This is a genomic window from Pseudomonas sp. Z3-6 (assembly GCF_051131985.1).
Classification (GTDB): Bacteria; Pseudomonadota; Gammaproteobacteria; order Pseudomonadales; family Pseudomonadaceae; genus Aquipseudomonas; species Aquipseudomonas zanjanensis.
This window is the reverse complement of the sequence record NZ_CP071644.1, coordinates 4921985-4937609: the sequence shown is the minus strand read 5'-3', so window position 1 is coordinate 4937609 and position 15625 is coordinate 4921985. Positions and strand designations below refer to the sequence as shown.

At 61.2% G+C, this 15625-nt stretch carries 12 protein-coding genes; 8 read left to right on the top strand and 4 right to left on the bottom strand.

The window, feature by feature from the left end; all coding sequences use genetic code 11:
- Nucleotides 1-28 precede the first annotated feature (28 nt).
- The 8 genes from ppsA (at nucleotide 29) to J3P88_RS21285 (ending at nucleotide 8224) form a co-directional block, all read left to right on the top strand.
- Entirely contained in the window at nucleotides 29-2404 is a 2376-nt protein-coding gene (gene ppsA / locus J3P88_RS21320; RefSeq protein ID WP_186705308.1) for a phosphoenolpyruvate synthase, read from the top strand.
- Between the two features lie 232 nt (nucleotides 2405-2636).
- The gene (locus tag J3P88_RS21315) at nucleotides 2637-3626 is read left to right on the top strand and encodes an alpha/beta fold hydrolase (protein WP_434571477.1); all 990 of its coding nucleotides are present in this window, start codon (nucleotides 2637-2639) and stop codon (nucleotides 3624-3626) included.
- A 125-nt stretch (nucleotides 3627-3751) separates the two neighbouring features.
- A complete protein-coding gene (rraA, locus tag J3P88_RS21310; protein ID WP_186705306.1) occupies nucleotides 3752-4243 on the top strand; it encodes a ribonuclease E activity regulator RraA in 492 nt (163 codons plus the stop codon).
- Nucleotides 4244-4268: 25 nt separating this feature from the next.
- Complete coding sequence (locus J3P88_RS21305) at nucleotides 4269-5264, top strand: zinc transporter ZntB (protein ID WP_186705305.1); 996 nt, start codon at nucleotides 4269-4271, stop codon at nucleotides 5262-5264.
- 63 nt (nucleotides 5265-5327) lie between these two features.
- On the top strand, nucleotides 5328-5573 hold the full coding sequence (locus tag J3P88_RS21300; RefSeq protein ID WP_014337331.1) for a hypothetical protein: 246 nt from the start codon (nucleotides 5328-5330) through the stop codon (nucleotides 5571-5573).
- A gap of 2 nt (nucleotides 5574-5575) precedes the next feature.
- A complete protein-coding gene (locus J3P88_RS21295) occupies nucleotides 5576-6400 on the top strand; it encodes a mechanosensitive ion channel family protein (protein WP_003199523.1) in 825 nt (274 codons plus the stop codon).
- A 91-nt stretch (nucleotides 6401-6491) separates the two neighbouring features.
- Nucleotides 6492-7082 carry an RNA polymerase sigma factor SigX gene (gene sigX / locus J3P88_RS21290; protein ID WP_003183614.1) on the top strand — a complete coding sequence of 197 codons (591 nt, stop codon included), beginning with the start codon at nucleotides 6492-6494 and terminating at the stop codon, nucleotides 7080-7082.
- A 107-nt stretch (nucleotides 7083-7189) separates the two neighbouring features.
- On the top strand, nucleotides 7190-8224 hold the full coding sequence (locus J3P88_RS21285) for an OmpA family protein (protein WP_250965642.1): 1035 nt from the start codon (nucleotides 7190-7192) through the stop codon (nucleotides 8222-8224).
- Between the two features lie 871 nt (nucleotides 8225-9095).
- Here J3P88_RS21285 and cobA read toward each other — a convergent pair.
- From cobA to nirB, 4 genes are read right to left on the bottom strand one after another with little or no spacing between them, the layout of a single operon-like run.
- Nucleotides 9096-9851 (bottom strand): uroporphyrinogen-III C-methyltransferase, encoded by a 756-nt coding sequence (gene cobA, locus J3P88_RS21280; RefSeq protein ID WP_434571475.1) that lies wholly within the window; start codon nucleotides 9849-9851, stop codon nucleotides 9096-9098.
- 10 nt (nucleotides 9852-9861) lie between these two features.
- Nucleotides 9862-12579: a nitrate reductase gene (locus J3P88_RS21275; RefSeq protein WP_434571474.1), complete on the bottom strand. Its 2718-nt coding sequence runs from the start codon at nucleotides 12577-12579 to the stop codon at nucleotides 9862-9864.
- Nucleotides 12579-12896 carry a nitrite reductase small subunit NirD gene (gene nirD / locus J3P88_RS21270; protein ID WP_186705301.1) on the bottom strand — a complete coding sequence of 106 codons (318 nt, stop codon included), beginning with the start codon at nucleotides 12894-12896 and terminating at the stop codon, nucleotides 12579-12581. The genes J3P88_RS21275 and nirD overlap by 1 nt, the downstream gene beginning before the upstream one ends.
- Entirely contained in the window at nucleotides 12893-15346 is a 2454-nt protein-coding gene (gene nirB, locus J3P88_RS21265) for a nitrite reductase large subunit NirB (RefSeq protein ID WP_434571473.1), read from the bottom strand. The genes nirD and nirB overlap by 4 nt, the downstream gene beginning before the upstream one ends.
- Between the last annotated feature and the right edge of the window lie 279 nt (nucleotides 15347-15625).

Below are 15625 nucleotides of genomic sequence, written 5' to 3'. Positions count from 1 at the left end.
TTCCAACACAGTTAGTGGAGAGATCACCTTGGTAGAGTACGTAGTTTCCCTCGATAAGCTCGGCGTCCATGATGTGGAGCATGTGGGGGGCAAGAACGCATCCCTGGGCGAGATGATCAGCAACCTCGCCGGTGCCGGCGTATCGGTGCCAGGTGGCTTCGCCACGACCGCCCAGGCTTATCGTGATTTCCTGGAACTGAGCGGCCTGAACAAGCAGATCCACGATGCGCTCGATGCCCTGGACGTCGATGACGTCAATGCCCTGGCCAAGACCGGTGCCCAGATCCGCCAATGGATCATGGAAGCCGAGTTCCCCGAGAAACTGAACGCCGAGATCCGTACCGCTTTCGCCAAGCTGTCCGAAGGCAATCCCGACATCGCCGTCGCCGTGCGTTCCTCGGCCACCGCCGAAGACCTCCCGGATGCCTCCTTCGCCGGTCAGCAGGAAACCTTCCTGAACATCCGTGGCGTGGAAAACGTCATCCGCGCCGCCAAGGAAGTCTTCGCCTCCCTCTTCAACGACCGTGCCATTTCCTACCGCGTGCACCAGGGCTTCGACCACAAATTGGTCGCCCTCTCCGCCGGTGTGCAGCGCATGGTCCGCTCCGAGACCGGCACCGCCGGCGTGATGTTCACCCTCGACACCGAGTCGGGCTTCCGGGACGTGGTGTTCATCACCGGCGCCTACGGCCTGGGTGAAACCGTCGTGCAAGGCGCGGTGAACCCGGATGAGTTCTACGTTCACAAAGGCACGCTGCAAGCCGGTCGCCCGGCCATCCTGCGCCGCAACCTGGGCAGCAAGGCCATCAAGATGATCTACGGCGACGAAGCCAAGGCCGGTCGCTCGGTGAAGACCGTCGACGTGGACAAGGCCGAGCGCGCGCGTTTCTGCCTGACCGACGCTGAAGTCAGCGAGCTGGCCAAGCAGGCGATGATCATCGAGCAGCACTACAAGTGCCCGATGGACATCGAGTGGGCCAAGGACGGTGACGACGGCAAGCTGTACATCGTGCAGGCCCGTCCGGAAACCGTGAAGAGCCGCACCCAGGCCAACGTCATGGAGCGCTACCTGCTCAAGGAAACCGGCACCGTGCTGGTGGAAGGCCGGGCCATCGGCCAGCGCATCGGCGCGGGCAAGGTGCGGATCATCAAGGACGTCTCGGAGATGGACAAGGTCCAGGCCGGCGACGTATTGGTATCCGACATGACCGACCCGGACTGGGAACCGGTGATGAAGCGCGCCAGCGCCATCGTCACCAACCGCGGCGGGCGTACCTGCCACGCGGCGATCATCGCCCGTGAACTGGGAATCCCGGCCGTGGTCGGTTGCGGCAACGCCACCCAACTGCTCAAGGACGGCCAGGGCGTGACTGTTTCCTGCGCCGAAGGCGACACCGGCTACATCTTCGAGGGCGAACTGGGCTTCGACATCAAGAAGAACTCCGTGGACGCCATGCCGGAGCTGCCGTTCAAGATCATGATGAACGTCGGCAACCCGGATCGTGCCTTCGACTTCGCACAGTTGCCGAACGCCGGCGTGGGCCTGGCCCGCCTGGAGTTCATCATCAACCGCATGATCGGCGTGCACCCCAAGGCACTGCTGAACTACGACGGCCTGCCCCAGGACATCAAGGACAGCGTCGACAAGCGCATTGCGGGCTACGACGATCCGGTCGGTTTCTACGTCGAGAAGCTGGTGGAAGGCATCAGCACCCTGGCGGCGGCGTTCTGGCCGAAAAAGGTCATCGTGCGCCTGTCGGACTTCAAGTCCAACGAATACGCCAACCTGATCGGCGGCAAGCTCTACGAGCCGGAAGAAGAGAACCCGATGCTGGGCTTCCGGGGTGCATCGCGCTACATCAGCGAATCGTTCCGCGATTGCTTTGAACTCGAATGCCGCGCCCTCAAGCGCGTGCGCAACGAGATGGGCCTGACCAACGTCGAGATCATGGTGCCGTTCGTGCGGACCCTCGGTGAAGCGAGCCAGGTGGTTGACCTGCTGGCGGAAAACGGCCTGGCCCGTGGCGACAATGGCCTGCGCGTGATCATGATGTGCGAGCTGCCGTCCAACGCCATCCTGGCTGAAGAATTCCTTGAGTTCTTCGACGGTTTCTCCATCGGTTCCAACGACCTGACCCAGCTGACCCTGGGCCTGGACCGCGATTCCGGGATCATCGCCCACCTGTTCGACGAGCGGAACCCGGCGGTCAAGAAGCTGCTGGCCAATGCCATTGCCGCCTGCAACAAGGCCGGCAAGTACATCGGCATCTGCGGCCAGGGCCCTTCGGACCACCCGGACCTGGCCAAATGGCTGATGGAGCAGGGCATCGAAAGCGTTTCGTTGAACCCGGACTCCGTGTTGGAAACCTGGTTCTTCCTGGCCGAGGGGCAGGCTGCGGTCTGATCGAGTGAAGGGGCCTGATCGACTAAAGCCCGTCAGTTAGTCGCAGAACCTGTGGGAGCGGGCTTGCTCGCGAAAGCGGTGCGTCAGACAACATCCATGTTGACTGTTCCGCCGTCTTCGCGAGCAAGCCCGCTCCCACAGGGGGCTCAACTGATGGGCATTATCCGGGCCCCTTTTGATTGAAGTAGGGCGGGCTCCACAAGGATGCCGCCCTTTTTTGTGCAAGAAGATTATGCAAAGCAGCAGCAACCTCTTTCCTGTCGCCCTGATCAGCGCCGAGCGGCGCGGTGATCTGAGCGAAGACGTCTATCGCTTGAAACCCGGCAACAGCCCGGACGCCAGCGTCGAACTGGCCGTCACTCGGCTGGGCATGGCTGATCCCGGCGAAACCCGTGGTGTCCCGGTGATTTTGTTGCACGGCAGTTTTTCCAACCGGCGTTTCTGGTATTCGCCCAAAGGCCTCGGCCTGGGCGCGTACCTGACGCGCCTGGGATTCGATGTCTGGATTCCCGAAATGCGCGGCCATGGCTTATCCCAGCGTAACCAGGGTTATCGCCACAATCGGGTGGCTGACTACGCCCGTTACGACCTGCCGGCCATCGGCGCCTTCGTGCGTGAGCAGAGTGGGCAAGTGCCTCACTGGATCGGTCATTCCCTGGGGGGCATCACCCTGGCGGCAGCCTTGGGCGGCCACTACCTGGGCGAGCCCGCGGTGGCATCCGCGGCGTTTTTCGGCACCCAGGTCAGCCGCACCTACTGGCCGCTGAAGATTCCGCCGGTGGAATGGAGCGGCCGCTTCATCCTCAAGCGCTTTGCCCAGTTGTCCGGTTCAAGGCTCAAGCGCGGCCCCGAGGACGAGCCCATTGGCCTGGCCCTGGAAAGCATGCGCTGGTACGGCCTGTTCGGGCGTTTCGGCGATGCCGAGAAGAACTGGTGGGCCGGTTTGGCCGATGTTCAGTTGCCGGTGCTGGCGGTGAGTGCCGCCGGCGATCACCAGGACCCGACTTGGGCGTGCCGCAAACTCTTCGATCAGATCGGTTCCACGCACAAGCAGTTTGTCTGCCTGGGTCGGGGACAGGGTTTCACTGACGATTTCGGTCACGTCGAGATGCTGGTCAGCAAGGCCGCCCACCTTGAGGTCTGGCCGTTGGTGGCGCGCTGGCTCGACGATCAGCAGGCGCCCCTGCTGGGTGAACAGCCCCAGTTGGCCGAGGCGGTTTGAGGCGAAGGCTCTGACAAGGGCATTTCGCTCTGGTCTGCTTGCGGCTAAGATATGACGCTTCAAGCGGTTCCGGTCACAAACGGTTGCCATTCAATCTGACGTTCCAGCCTTTCAGGAGTTGTTCGATGAACCATTACCTCACGCCCGACCTGTGCGACGCCTACCCGGAACTGGTGCAGGTGTTGGAGCCGATGTTCAGCAATTTCGGTGGCCGCGATTCCTTCGGCGGCGAAATCGTGACCATCAAGTGCTTCGAGGACAACTCGCGGGTCAAGGAGCAGGTTGAACTCGATGGCAAGGGTAAAGTGCTGGTTGTGGATGGCGGCGGGTCGCTGCGCCGGGCCCTGCTGGGTGACATGTTGGCCGAGAAAGCGGCTAAGAATGGCTGGGAAGGCCTGGTGATCTACGGCTGCATCCGCGACGTCGACGTCATCGCCCAGACCGACCTCGGGGTCCAGGCCCTGGCCAGCCATCCGATGAAGACCGACCGGCGTGGTGTCGGCGAGCTCAATATAGCGGTGACCTTTGCCGGCGTGACGTTCCGCCCGGGCGAGTATGTCTATGCCGACAACAATGGCGTGATCGTTTCGCCAAGCCCACTGAAGATGCCTGAATAAAGTACCGCAGCCATAAGGGATGAGGATGTTCGAGGAAGAAAACGCGCAATGGGGGCTGGTGCATGCCCTGGTGCTGGACGGTAAAGGCGGCGCGCGTTCCATAGCCCGGACCGAACTCGACGATTTGCAGCTGCTGCCCCACGAAAGCCTGTGGCTGCACTGGGATCGCAGTCATCCGCAAACCCACACCTGGCTGCGCAAATCCAGCGGCCTGAGCGAATTCAACTGCGACCTGCTGCTGGAAGAGAACACCCGGCCGCGGTTGTTGCCGTTGCCCAACGCCGAACTGCTGCTGTTCCTGCGGGGGATCAACCTCAACCCGGGCGCCGAGCCTGAAGACATGGTCTCGGTACGGATCTTCGCGTCCGCCCAGCGGGTGATCTCCCTGCGTCTGCGACCGTTGCGCGCCACCGATGAACTGTTGGCGCAACTGGCCGAGGGCAAGGGGCCCGAGAACGCTTCCGAACTTATCCTTTATATGGCGCAATACCTCACCGACAAGGTGCAGGACCTGGTCACTTGCCTCTCGGAAATCGTCGATGGCGAGGAAGAAAAACTCGACGCCGACGAACGGTATGCCCCCGAGCATGACGCCATTTTGCACATCCGTCGAAGGGCTGCCGGACTCAAGCGATTCCTGGCGCCACAGCGAGATATCTTCGGCCAGATGTCGAGGATCAAGTTGCCCTGGTTCGTCGAGGACGATGGCGACTATTGGAACGAATTGAACAACAGCCTGACCCGTTATCTCGAAGAGCTGGAATTGACCCGAGAGCGCGTGGGGCTTGTGCTGGAGGCCGAAGACCGGCGCCTGTCGGTGCGCATGAACCGGACCATGTACCGCTTCGGCATCATCACCGGGATTTTCCTGCCGATGAGTTTTCTCACCGGCCTTTTAGGTATCAACGTCGGTGGCATTCCGTTTTCCGAAAGCCCCTACGGTTTCATGGTCGCGTGCCTGCTGATGATCTGCGTCGCGACGGGGCAGTGGTGGTTGTTCCGCCGTTTGCGCTGGGTGTGATGGGGTTTCATGTGACCCGACGAAATGTGATCGCGTCTTCCACAGACATCACGAGAGGTGCGTATGCACGATCCGTTTGAACAGTCTTTGCGCGACATGCTCAAGGCTTCGCCGTCCAGCCGGGACGACGACGCATGCTTGGGGCGTGTACTGAAAACCGCCAACCGCCAGGTCGGCGCGGGCGATCTGTTCAGCCTGCTGGGCCGCTGGTTGCCCGCGCTGATGATCGCCCTGAATAATGGATCGGCCCATGTCTCGCCGGTTTCCCGCCGTAAACCTGTTACTCGCACCGCTGATAAGGCTGATTGAATATGGAACTTGATCTCTGGACCCAGAGCCTCGTCACGGCAATGACTGCGTTGTGGACCAAGGTGGCTAACTTCATCCCGAACCTCTTCGGCGCGCTGGTGGTGCTGTTGCTGGGTTTTGTCGTGGCCAAGTTGCTGGACACGCTGCTGTCCAAGCTGCTCGCCAAGCTGGGTCTCGATCGCCTGATGGGCGGCACCGGCCTGACCAAGCTGCTGTCCCGTGGCGGCATCCAAGTGCCGATCTCGACCCTGGTCGGCAAGATCGTGTACTGGTTCGTATTGCTGATTTTCCTGGTTTCCGCAGCAGAATCCCTTGGCCTTGAGCGAGTTTCGGCTACGCTCGATATGCTCGCATTGTATTTGCCGAAGGTTTTTGGTGCCGCGCTGGTATTGCTGGTCGGTGTCCTGCTGGCGCAACTGGCCAATGGGCTGGTGCGCGGTGCGGCCGAAGGCGTCGGGCTGGATTACGCCGCTGGCGTGGGGCGTATCGCCCAGGGCCTGGTGATTATCATCAGTATTTCGGTGGCGATCAGCCAGTTGGAGGTCAAGACTGACCTGCTCAACCATGTGATCGTGATTGTATTGATAACCGTTGGTCTGGCGGTTGCGCTGGCAATGGGATTGGGAAGCCGGGAGATCGCCGGTCAGATTCTTGCGGGAATCTATGTGCGTGAATTGTATGAGGTTGGGCAACAAGTGCGTGTTGGCGAGGTCGAAGGCCAGATCGAAGAGATCGGCACGGTGAAAACCACATTGCTGACCGAGGAGGGCGAGTTGGTGTCGCTTTCCAATCGGATCTTGCTGGAACAGCATGTGAGTAGCCGCTAACCCGGCAAATCCTGCTAATGTATGCCGCCGCGAAATGCCTGCTAGCCCAGGCTGTGGCGCACATTGACCTAGACTGTCGGCCCGACTTGTTTTGAACAAACCCCAATCGCTATCCACGCGCTACGACCCCCGTGATCTCTCCGATGAGGAGTTGGTCGCGCGCGCGCATACGGAGCTGTTTCACGTAACACGCGCCTATGAAGAGTTGATGCGTCGTTACCAGAGAACTTTATTTAACGTTTGTGCGCGCTATCTCGGGAACGATCGTGATGCTGACGATGTCTGTCAGGAGGTGATGTTGAAGGTGCTGTATGGCCTGAAGAACTTCGAGGGGAAATCGAAGTTCAAGACATGGCTTTATAGCATCACGTACAACGAATGCATCACGCAGTATCGCAAGGAACGGCGAAAGCGTCGCTTGATGGACGCGTTGAGCCTGGACCCTCTCGAGGAAGCGTCGGAAGATAAGGCGCCCAAGCCCGAGGAAAAGGGTGGACTCGATCGCTGGCTGGTCTATGTAAACCCGATCGACCGGGAAATTCTGGTGCTACGATTTGTCGCAGAGCTGGAATTTCAGGAGATCGCAGACATAATGCATATGGGTTTGAGCGCGACAAAAATGCGTTACAAGCGCGCTCTTGACAAATTGCGTGAGAAATTTGCAGGCATTGCTGAAACTTAGTTCGGCGCAAATATCTCTTACGTGTAGGCAAGTTCTGATAGACTTGCCGCCGAGTTGTCCCCCGGTTTGCGGGACTGCTTCACAATCACCAGATGGGGATTTAACGGATGAAACTGAAAAACACCTTGGGCTTTGCCATTGGTTCTTTGATTGCTGCCACTTCGTTCGGCGCTCTGGCACAAGGCCAAGGCGCAGTTGAAATCGAAGGCTTCGCCAAGAAAGAAATGTTCGACAGCGCTCGTGATTTCAAGAACAACGGCAACCTGTTCGGCGGTTCGGTTGGTTACTTCCTGACCGACGACGTTGAACTGCGTCTGGCCTACGACGAAGTGCACAACGCACGTACCGAAGACGGCACTAACGTTAAGGGCGCGAACACCGCTCTGGACGCTCTGTACCACTTCAACAACCCAGGCGACATGCTGCGTCCTTATGTTTCGGCCGGTTTCTCCGACCAGAGCATCGACCAGAATGGCAGCAACGGTCGTAACCGTTCTACCTTCGCCAACGTTGGTGGCGGCGCCAAGCTGTATTTCACTGACAACTTCTACGCCCGTGCTGGCGTTGAAGCTCAGTACAACATCGACCAGGGCGACACCGAGTGGGCGCCTAGCGTTGGTATCGGTGTGAACTTCGGTGGCGGCTCCAAGCCAGCTGCTGCTCCAGTTCCAGCACCTGCTGAAGTCTGCTCCGACAGCGACAACGATGGCGTGTGCGACAACGTCGACAAGTGCCCTGACACCCCAGCCAACGTAACTGTTGACGCTGATGGCTGCCCAGCTGTTGCTGAAGTCGTTCGTGTTGAGCTGGACGTCAAGTTCGACTTCGACAAGTCGGTCGTTAAAGAAAACAGCTACGGCGACATCAAGAACCTGGCTGATTTCATGAAGCAGTACCCATCCACCACCACTACTGTTGAAGGTCACACTGACTCCGTCGGTCCTGACGCTTACAACCAGAAGCTGTCTGAGCGTCGTGCAAGCGCCGTTAAGAACGTTCTGACCAACCAGTACGGTGTTGAATCGTCCCGCGTTCAGTCTGTTGGCTACGGCGAATCCCGCCCAGTTGCCGACAACGCCACTGACGCTGGTCGTGCAGTTAACCGTCGCGTAGAAGCGCAGGTTGAAGCTCAAGCTAAGTAATTAGCCCACAGCTTTGGAAAAGCCCGGCCTCGGCCGGGCTTTTCTTTGCCTGCGATTTATGGAGATGGGGGGAACACAAGACCTGTGGGAGACCTGTGGGAGCGAGCTTGCTCGCGATAGCGGTCTGATGGCTGATCGGGTACATATCCGTTGCTGCGGTAACGGCTACTTAGGGTTCCGCCCTTACGGCGGCTCACTTTTTTTCAAACGCCAAAAAAAGTAAGCAAAAAAGGCTTGCCCCACCACTCGGTGCCTCGCCTAGGCTCGGCATGCCCTCACTCCGGCATTGCTCCGTGGGCCGCCGCGAAGGGCCATCCATGGCCCAGCGCGGCTAACCCGGCATCCATGCCGGGATGCCCACTCCACAATGCCTGCGTTCGGCCAGCGTGGTTAACGGGGCCTCCAGATCAAAAGCAAAAGCGAGGCGGCCCGATAGCCGACCTGGCTCTTTCGGTCGTACACCCATCAGATCTGTGGGAGCAAAGCTTGCTCGCGATGGCGGCCTGGCAGCCGACCTGGCTCTTTCGGTCGTACACCCATCAGATCTGTGGGAGCAAAGCTTGCTCGCGATGGCGGCCTGATAGCCGACCTGGCTCTTTCGGTCGTAAACCCATCAGATCTGTGGGAGCAAAGCTTGCTCGCGATGGCGGCCTGATAGCCGACCTGGCTCTTTCGGTCGTACACCCATCAGATCTGTGGGAGCAAAGCTTGCTCGCGATGGCGGCCTGGCAGCCGACCTGGCTCTTCGGTCATACCCTGTTCCAATTGTGGCAGCGAGCTTGCTCGCGATGGCGGTGTGTCAGTCAATGTATGTCTAACTGAACCACCTTCATCGCGAGCAAGCTCGCTCCCACAGGTCTTGGGGTGTCTGTTAGAGGGCGCAAACCTGGGCCAAAGCCGGCGGTGAGGCGGCCAGTTCGGCTGCTTCGGCCACGGCACCGATCACCAGGATCGCCGGGCTCTTGAGCTGGAAGTCGCTGGCAGCGGCTTCCATCGAGGCCAGGTCGCTGCGGCAGTCACGCTGGTGGGGCAGGGAGGCGTTTTCGATCATGGCCACGGGCGTGTCCGCCGCCAAGCCGCCGGCCAGCAGCTGCTCGCGGATCCCGCTCAGCTTCGCCACGCCCATGTACACCACCAAAGTGGTCCCGCTTTGGGCCAGGGCTTGCCAGTTCAGGCTGCTGCCGTCCTGGGTGTGGGCCGTGACCAGGGTCACGCCCCGGGCAATCCCGCGCAGGGTCAGTGGTATATCGCATTGGGTCGCCCCCGCGAGGCCGGCGGTGATGCCGTTGACCATTTCCACCTCGACGCCATGCTCGCGCAGCCACTGCGCCTCTTCACCGCCGCGGCCGAAGATGCACGGGTCGCCGCCCTTGAGGCGCACCACGCATTTGCCCTGGCGGGCATACCGCAGCATCAGCCGATGAATGAAGGCCTGAGGGGTGGAGCGGCAGCCGCCGCGCTTGCCCACGGCAATGATGCGCGCAGCGGGGCAATGCTCCAGCACCGCGTCGTTGACCAAGTCGTCGATCAACACCACGTCGGCCTCGCCCAAGGCGCGCACGGCTTTGAGGGTCAGCAATTCAGGGTCACCGGGACCTGCACCCACCAGCCAGACTTTTGCGTTCATAGTGTTTTCCTCACGAGATAGCCGCCAGCGGTTGCGCGGTGGCAACCAGCAGGCGTTTGATTTCCGGTACGCAAGAACCGCATTGCGTGCCACAGCCCAGTTCCTGTTTAAGCCCCTGCAAGTCCAAGCCTCGTTCAATGCCTGCGCAGATCGCACGCTGGCTGACGTTCATGCAGTTGCACAGCGTTTTACCGCCACCCGTCGCGGCGCCGACATTGCCTGGCGGCGCGCTCAAAGGCGCCAGCAGCCAGCGCCGCAGTTGTTCATCGGCACGGCCTTCCAGCCACAGGTTCTGCAGCCAATGCCGGGCCAGGGTTTCACCGGCCAGGCGAATGGCGGTGATGCGGCCGTTTTCGATGCGCACCCGTTTACCGATAGAGCGACGTGGATCGTCATAGGCCAGCACCGGTCCGTCGATCAGGCCCAGTTGCTCGTCGATGGCCTGGAGCAGTTGCGGTTCGGGCGCGACGGCGCTGGCAGCGCGAATCAGCAATGCGGGACGCTCACGGCCGGTCAGGCTCAGGCTGACGTAGGAAAACGCCTCACAGAGGGGGCGTAGCGCCTCCAGATGCTGTTGGACATCGTCTTCGATCAAGGCGAAAAGCTGCCAAGGCAGGTTCACCGGTTCCAGGCGCACGCCGCTGTGCTTGAGTTCCGGTTGTTTCGACAGGGGGTCGAAGGCCGGTTGAGTCAGGGTATTCACGCCGCCCTTGAGGAACCGATCACCCCAGTGCATGGGCAGGAACGCCTGGCCGGGGCGCACGCTGTCGTCGCTGTCCACGGCCACAATCACACTGCCCCGACGGCTCTTGAGGTTGACCAGGTCGCCCGCTTGCAGGCGGTGCCGGAGCAGTTCGTCGGGGTGCAGGCTGAGCACGGCTTCGTTCACATGGCCAAACAACTGCGCGGCGGTGCCAGTACGGCTCATGCCGTGCCACTGGTCCCGCAAGCGACCGGTGTTGAGCGTCAATGGGTAGCGGGCGTCACGCAGTTCCTTGGCGGCGCGATAGGGATCGGCCACGAAGTGCGCCCGGCCGCTGTCGGTCGGGAAAATCCCATCCACGTACAGTCGCGCCGTCCCAACCGTGGCGCCTTCCGGGAAGGGCCATTGCTGAGGGCCGAGGCGGTCGATCAGGGCATGGCTGATGCCGGACAAGTCCAGGTCGCGGCCACGGGTCAGCTGTTTGTACTCATCGAACAGCTGGGCCGGGGTGTCGAAGGCGAACAGGCTGGGTTGGCCCGGGCGCAGGCGTTTCTCCAGGCGTTGTGCGAAATCCACGGTGATTGCCCAGTCCGGACGCGCTTCACCCGGTGCGTTTACTGCCCGACGGACGTGGGAAATCCGCCGCTCGGAGTTGGTCACCGAACCTTCTTTCTCGCCCCAACTGGCCGCCGGCAACAGTAGATCGGCAAACGTGGCGGTCTCGGTGGTGCGGAAGGCTTCCTGTAGTACCACGAACGGGCAGGCTTGCAGGGCCTCACGTACCGCCGTCTGGTCGGGCATCGACTGGGCCGGGTTGGTGCAGGCGATCCACAAGGCCTTGATCTTGCCGCTGCGCACCTGCTCGAACAACTCGATGGCACTCAGGCCGGTGGTGGCGGGCAATTGCTCCACACCCCAATAACGGGCGACTTCGGCACGATGCTCCGGGTTGGCGGCTTCACGATGGCCTGGCAGCAGGTTCGACAGGCTGCCGGTTTCCCGTCCGCCCATGGCGTTGGGTTGGCCGGTCAGCGAGAACGGGCCCGCCCCCGGCCGGCCGATTTGACCGGTGGCCAGGTGCAGATTGATCAGTGCGCTGTTTTTCGCGCTGCCGGCGGTGGACTGGTTCAGGCCCATGCACCACAACGACAGGAAGCTCGGCGACGTGCCGACCCATTCGGCACACTGGTGCAGTTGTTCGACGCTGATGCCGCACAACTGGGCGACCATCGCCGGGGTGTAGTCGCGGACCAGGTTCTTCAGGTCCGCCAGACCTTCGGTATGGGCCTTGATGAAGTCGCGGTCGACCCAGTCTTCCCACAGCAGCAGGTGCAAAATCCCATGGAACAAAGCGACATCGGTGCCCGGCAAGATCGCCAGGTGCAGGTCCGCCAGGTCGCAGGTGTCGGTGCGCCGGGGGTCGATGACGATGATTTTCATCTGCGGCCGGCGGGATTTTGCCTCTTCGAGGCGGCGAAACAGGATGGGATGGGCATAGGCCATGTTACTGCCGACGATCATCACGCAGTCGCTCAACTCCAGGTCTTCGTAGCTGCAGGGTGGGGCGTCGGCACCGAGGCTGCGCTTGTAGCCCACCACGGCGGAAGACATGCACAGCCGCGAATTGCTGTCGATATTGTTGGTACCCACCAACGCCCGGGCGAGTTTGTTGAAGGCGTAGTAGTCCTCGGTCAACAACTGGCCGGAGATGTAGAACGCCACGCTGTCGGGGCCGTGCTCGGCGATGGTGTCGGCGAAGACGCTGGCGGCGTGATCCAGGGCGCTGTTCCAGCCGGTTCGGGCCCGGGCCAGGCCTTTGCCCAGGCGCAGCTCCGGGTACAGGGCGCGGGCGGCGAGGTCGCCGGTCAGGTGCAGGGTCGAACCCTTGCTGCACAGTTTGCCGAAGTTGGCCGGGTGGGCGGGATCGCCGCTGACGCCGAGGATGCGCTCGCCGTCATGCTCGATCAGGACGCCGCAGCCGACCCCGCAATAACAGCAGGTCGAGGCAGTGATCTGGCGGTTCATCAGCTTGCGTCCCGCAGGGCCAGTTGCACCCGGCCGTTTTCGACCCGGGCCGAATGATGATGGGCGCAGCCCACGTCCGGGGCTTGGGCCAGACCGGTTTCCAGGTCGATCTGCCAGTTGTGCAGCGGGCAGGCCACGCGCTTGCCGTAGACCAACCCTTGGGACAGCGGGCCACCCTTGTGCGGGCAACGGTCATCGAGGGCGAACACTTCATCGTCGCTGGTACGAAAAATCGCGATATCGCCTTTGGGGCCATTGATGATGCGCGAACCGAGGATGTTGATCTCTTCCAGTGCGCAGATATCCAGCCAGTTCATGCCGGCACCTCCAGGTTCTTCACGGGGATGACTTCGAACTCTTTCTTCAACTGAGGCTGTTCCAGGCGTTGTTTCCAAGGGTCCTGTTCCAGCGACAGGGAAAACTTCAGGCGTTCGTGAAGGGCCTTGCGCCGCTCGGGGTCTTCCAGCACGGCTTTCTTGATGTGCTCCATGCCGACCCGCTGCATGTAGTGCACGGTGCGTTCGAGGTAGAAGGCTTCTTCGCGGTACAGCTGCAGGAAGGCGCCGTTGTATTCACGCACTTCCTCGGCGGTCTTGAGCTTGACGAAAAACTCGGCGACCTCGGTCTTGATCCCGCCGTTACCGCCGATGTACATCTCCCAGCCGGAGTCGACGCCGATAATGCCGACGTCCTTGATGCCGGCTTCCGAACAGTTGCGTGGGCAACCGGAGACGGCCAGTTTCACTTTGTGCGGCGACCACATGTTGAACAGGTCGTGCTCCAGCTCGATACCCAGTTGGGTGGAATTCTGCGTGCCGAAGCGGCAGAACTCGCTGCCCACGCAGGTCTTCACGGTGCGGATGGACTTGCCATAGGCATGGCCGGACGGCATGTCGAGGTCTTTCCACACGCCGGGCAGGTCCTGCTTCTTGATCCCCAGTAAATCGATGCGTTGGCCGCCGGTGACCTTGACCATGGGCACGTTGTATTTGTCGGCCACGTCGGCGATGCGCCGCAGTTCCGAAGGGTTGGTCACGCCACCCCACATCCGTGGGACCACGGAGTAGGTGCCGTCTTTCTGGATGTTGGCGTGGGCGCGTTCGTTGATCAGGCGCGACTGTGGGTCGTCGTGGGCTTCGCCGGGCCAAGTGGAAATCAGGTAGTAGTTCAACGCCGGGCGGCAGGTGGCGCAGCCGTTGGGGGTGCGCCAGTTCAGGTAGCTCATGGTGCCGGCGATGGTCAGCAGGTGCTGGTCGCGGATCGCCTGGCGGATCTGGCCGTGGTTGAGGTCGCTGCAACCGCAGATGGCTTTTTCGCTTTTTGGCTTGACGTCCGCCGCGCCGCCCACGGTGTTGATCAGGATCTGCTCCACCAGGCCGGCGCAGGAGCCGCAGGAGCTGGCGGCCTTGGTGTGTTTTTTCACGTCATCGACGCTGAACAGCCCGTGCTCCTGGATCGCCTTGACGATGGTGCCCTTGCACACGCCGTTGCAGCCGCAGACTTCGGCGGTGTCGGCCATGCTCATGGCTTTGTCCTGGCCTTGGTGGCCTACATCGCCTAAAGCGTTTTCCCCAAACATCAGGTGATCGCGGATCTCGCTGATGCCGTGGTTCTCACGAATCTGCCGGAAATACCAGCCGCCGTCCGCGGTATCGCCGTACAGGCAGGCACCGACCAACACGTCATCCTTAATCACCAGTTTCTTGTAGACGCCGCCGATCGGGTCGGAAAGGGTGATGGTCTCGGTGCCTTCGCCGCCCATGAAGTCGCCGGCGGAAAACAGGTCGATGCCGGTGACTTTCAACTTGGTCGACGTGACCGAACCCTTGTAAGTGGCGAAGCCCAGTTGCGCGAGGTGGTTGGCGCAGACCTTGGCCTGTTCGAACAGCGGCGCCACCAGGCCGTAGGCGGTGCCGCGGTGGCTGGCGCATTCACCGATGGCGTAGATGCGCGGGTCGTAGGTTTGCATGGTGTCGTTGACCAGGATCCCGCGGTTGCAGGGGATGCCGGATTTTTCCGCCAGTTCGGTATTGGGACGAATGCCGGCGGCCATCACCACCAAGTCGGCGGGAATGATGTCGCCGTTCTTGAACTGGACCGAGCCGACCCGGCCGTTGCCGGCGTCGTGCAGGGCCTGGGTCTGTTCGCTGAGGCGGAATTTCAGGCCACGGCTTTCCAGGGCGGTTTGCAGCAGTTGGCCGCTGGTCTTGTCCAGTTGCCGTTCCAGCAACCATTCACCGATGTGGACGACGCTCACGTCCATGCCCCGAAGCTTCAAGCCGTTGGCCGCTTCCAGGCCCAGCAGGCCGCCGCCGATGACCACGGCGTGCTTGTGGGTCTTGGCGGTGTCGATCATCGCCTGGGTGTCGGCGATGTCGCGGTAACCAATCACCCCTTCAAGGGTGTTGCCGGGGATCGGCAAGATGAACGGCGTGGAACCGGTGGCGATCAGCAGGCGGTCGTATTCGGCTTCGCTGCCGTCTTCGGCGATGACGCGGCGCTTGACCCGGTCAATCTCCACCACTTTGCGGTTGAGCAGCAGCTTGATGTTGTTGTCCAGGTACCAGCTCAGGTCGTTGAGCACGATCTCTTCGAATGTCTGCTCACCGGCCAGCACCGGCGAAAGCAGGATGCGGTTGTAGTTGGTGTGAGGCTCGGCGCCGAACACCGTGATGTCGTACAGCTCGTTGCTCAGCTTGAGCAGTTCCTCGAGGGTGCGAACCCCGGCCATGCCGTTGCCGATCATCACCAGTTTGAGTTTTTTCATCAGGGTTCTCCGCAAGCTCAGGTCCGCTTTATCACGGCGATCGGACTGGCTCGGTCATTTTTACGAAAACAAAAAAAGGCGTCCCGCTAGCAAGCTAGCGAGGACGCCTTTGTCCTGGTCCCGTTCTCTCGGGAAGCACCGCCTTCATCGTTGGAGGCGTTGCTTTATGTATGGTGGGGTAGGTAATGCAGTGGTTGTGCCAAGTGGCGCGAAGGCGCGGATTTATTGAGCAGCGGGCTGGTTGAGCGGATTGGGGAGGGATTTATTGCACCGAATCAA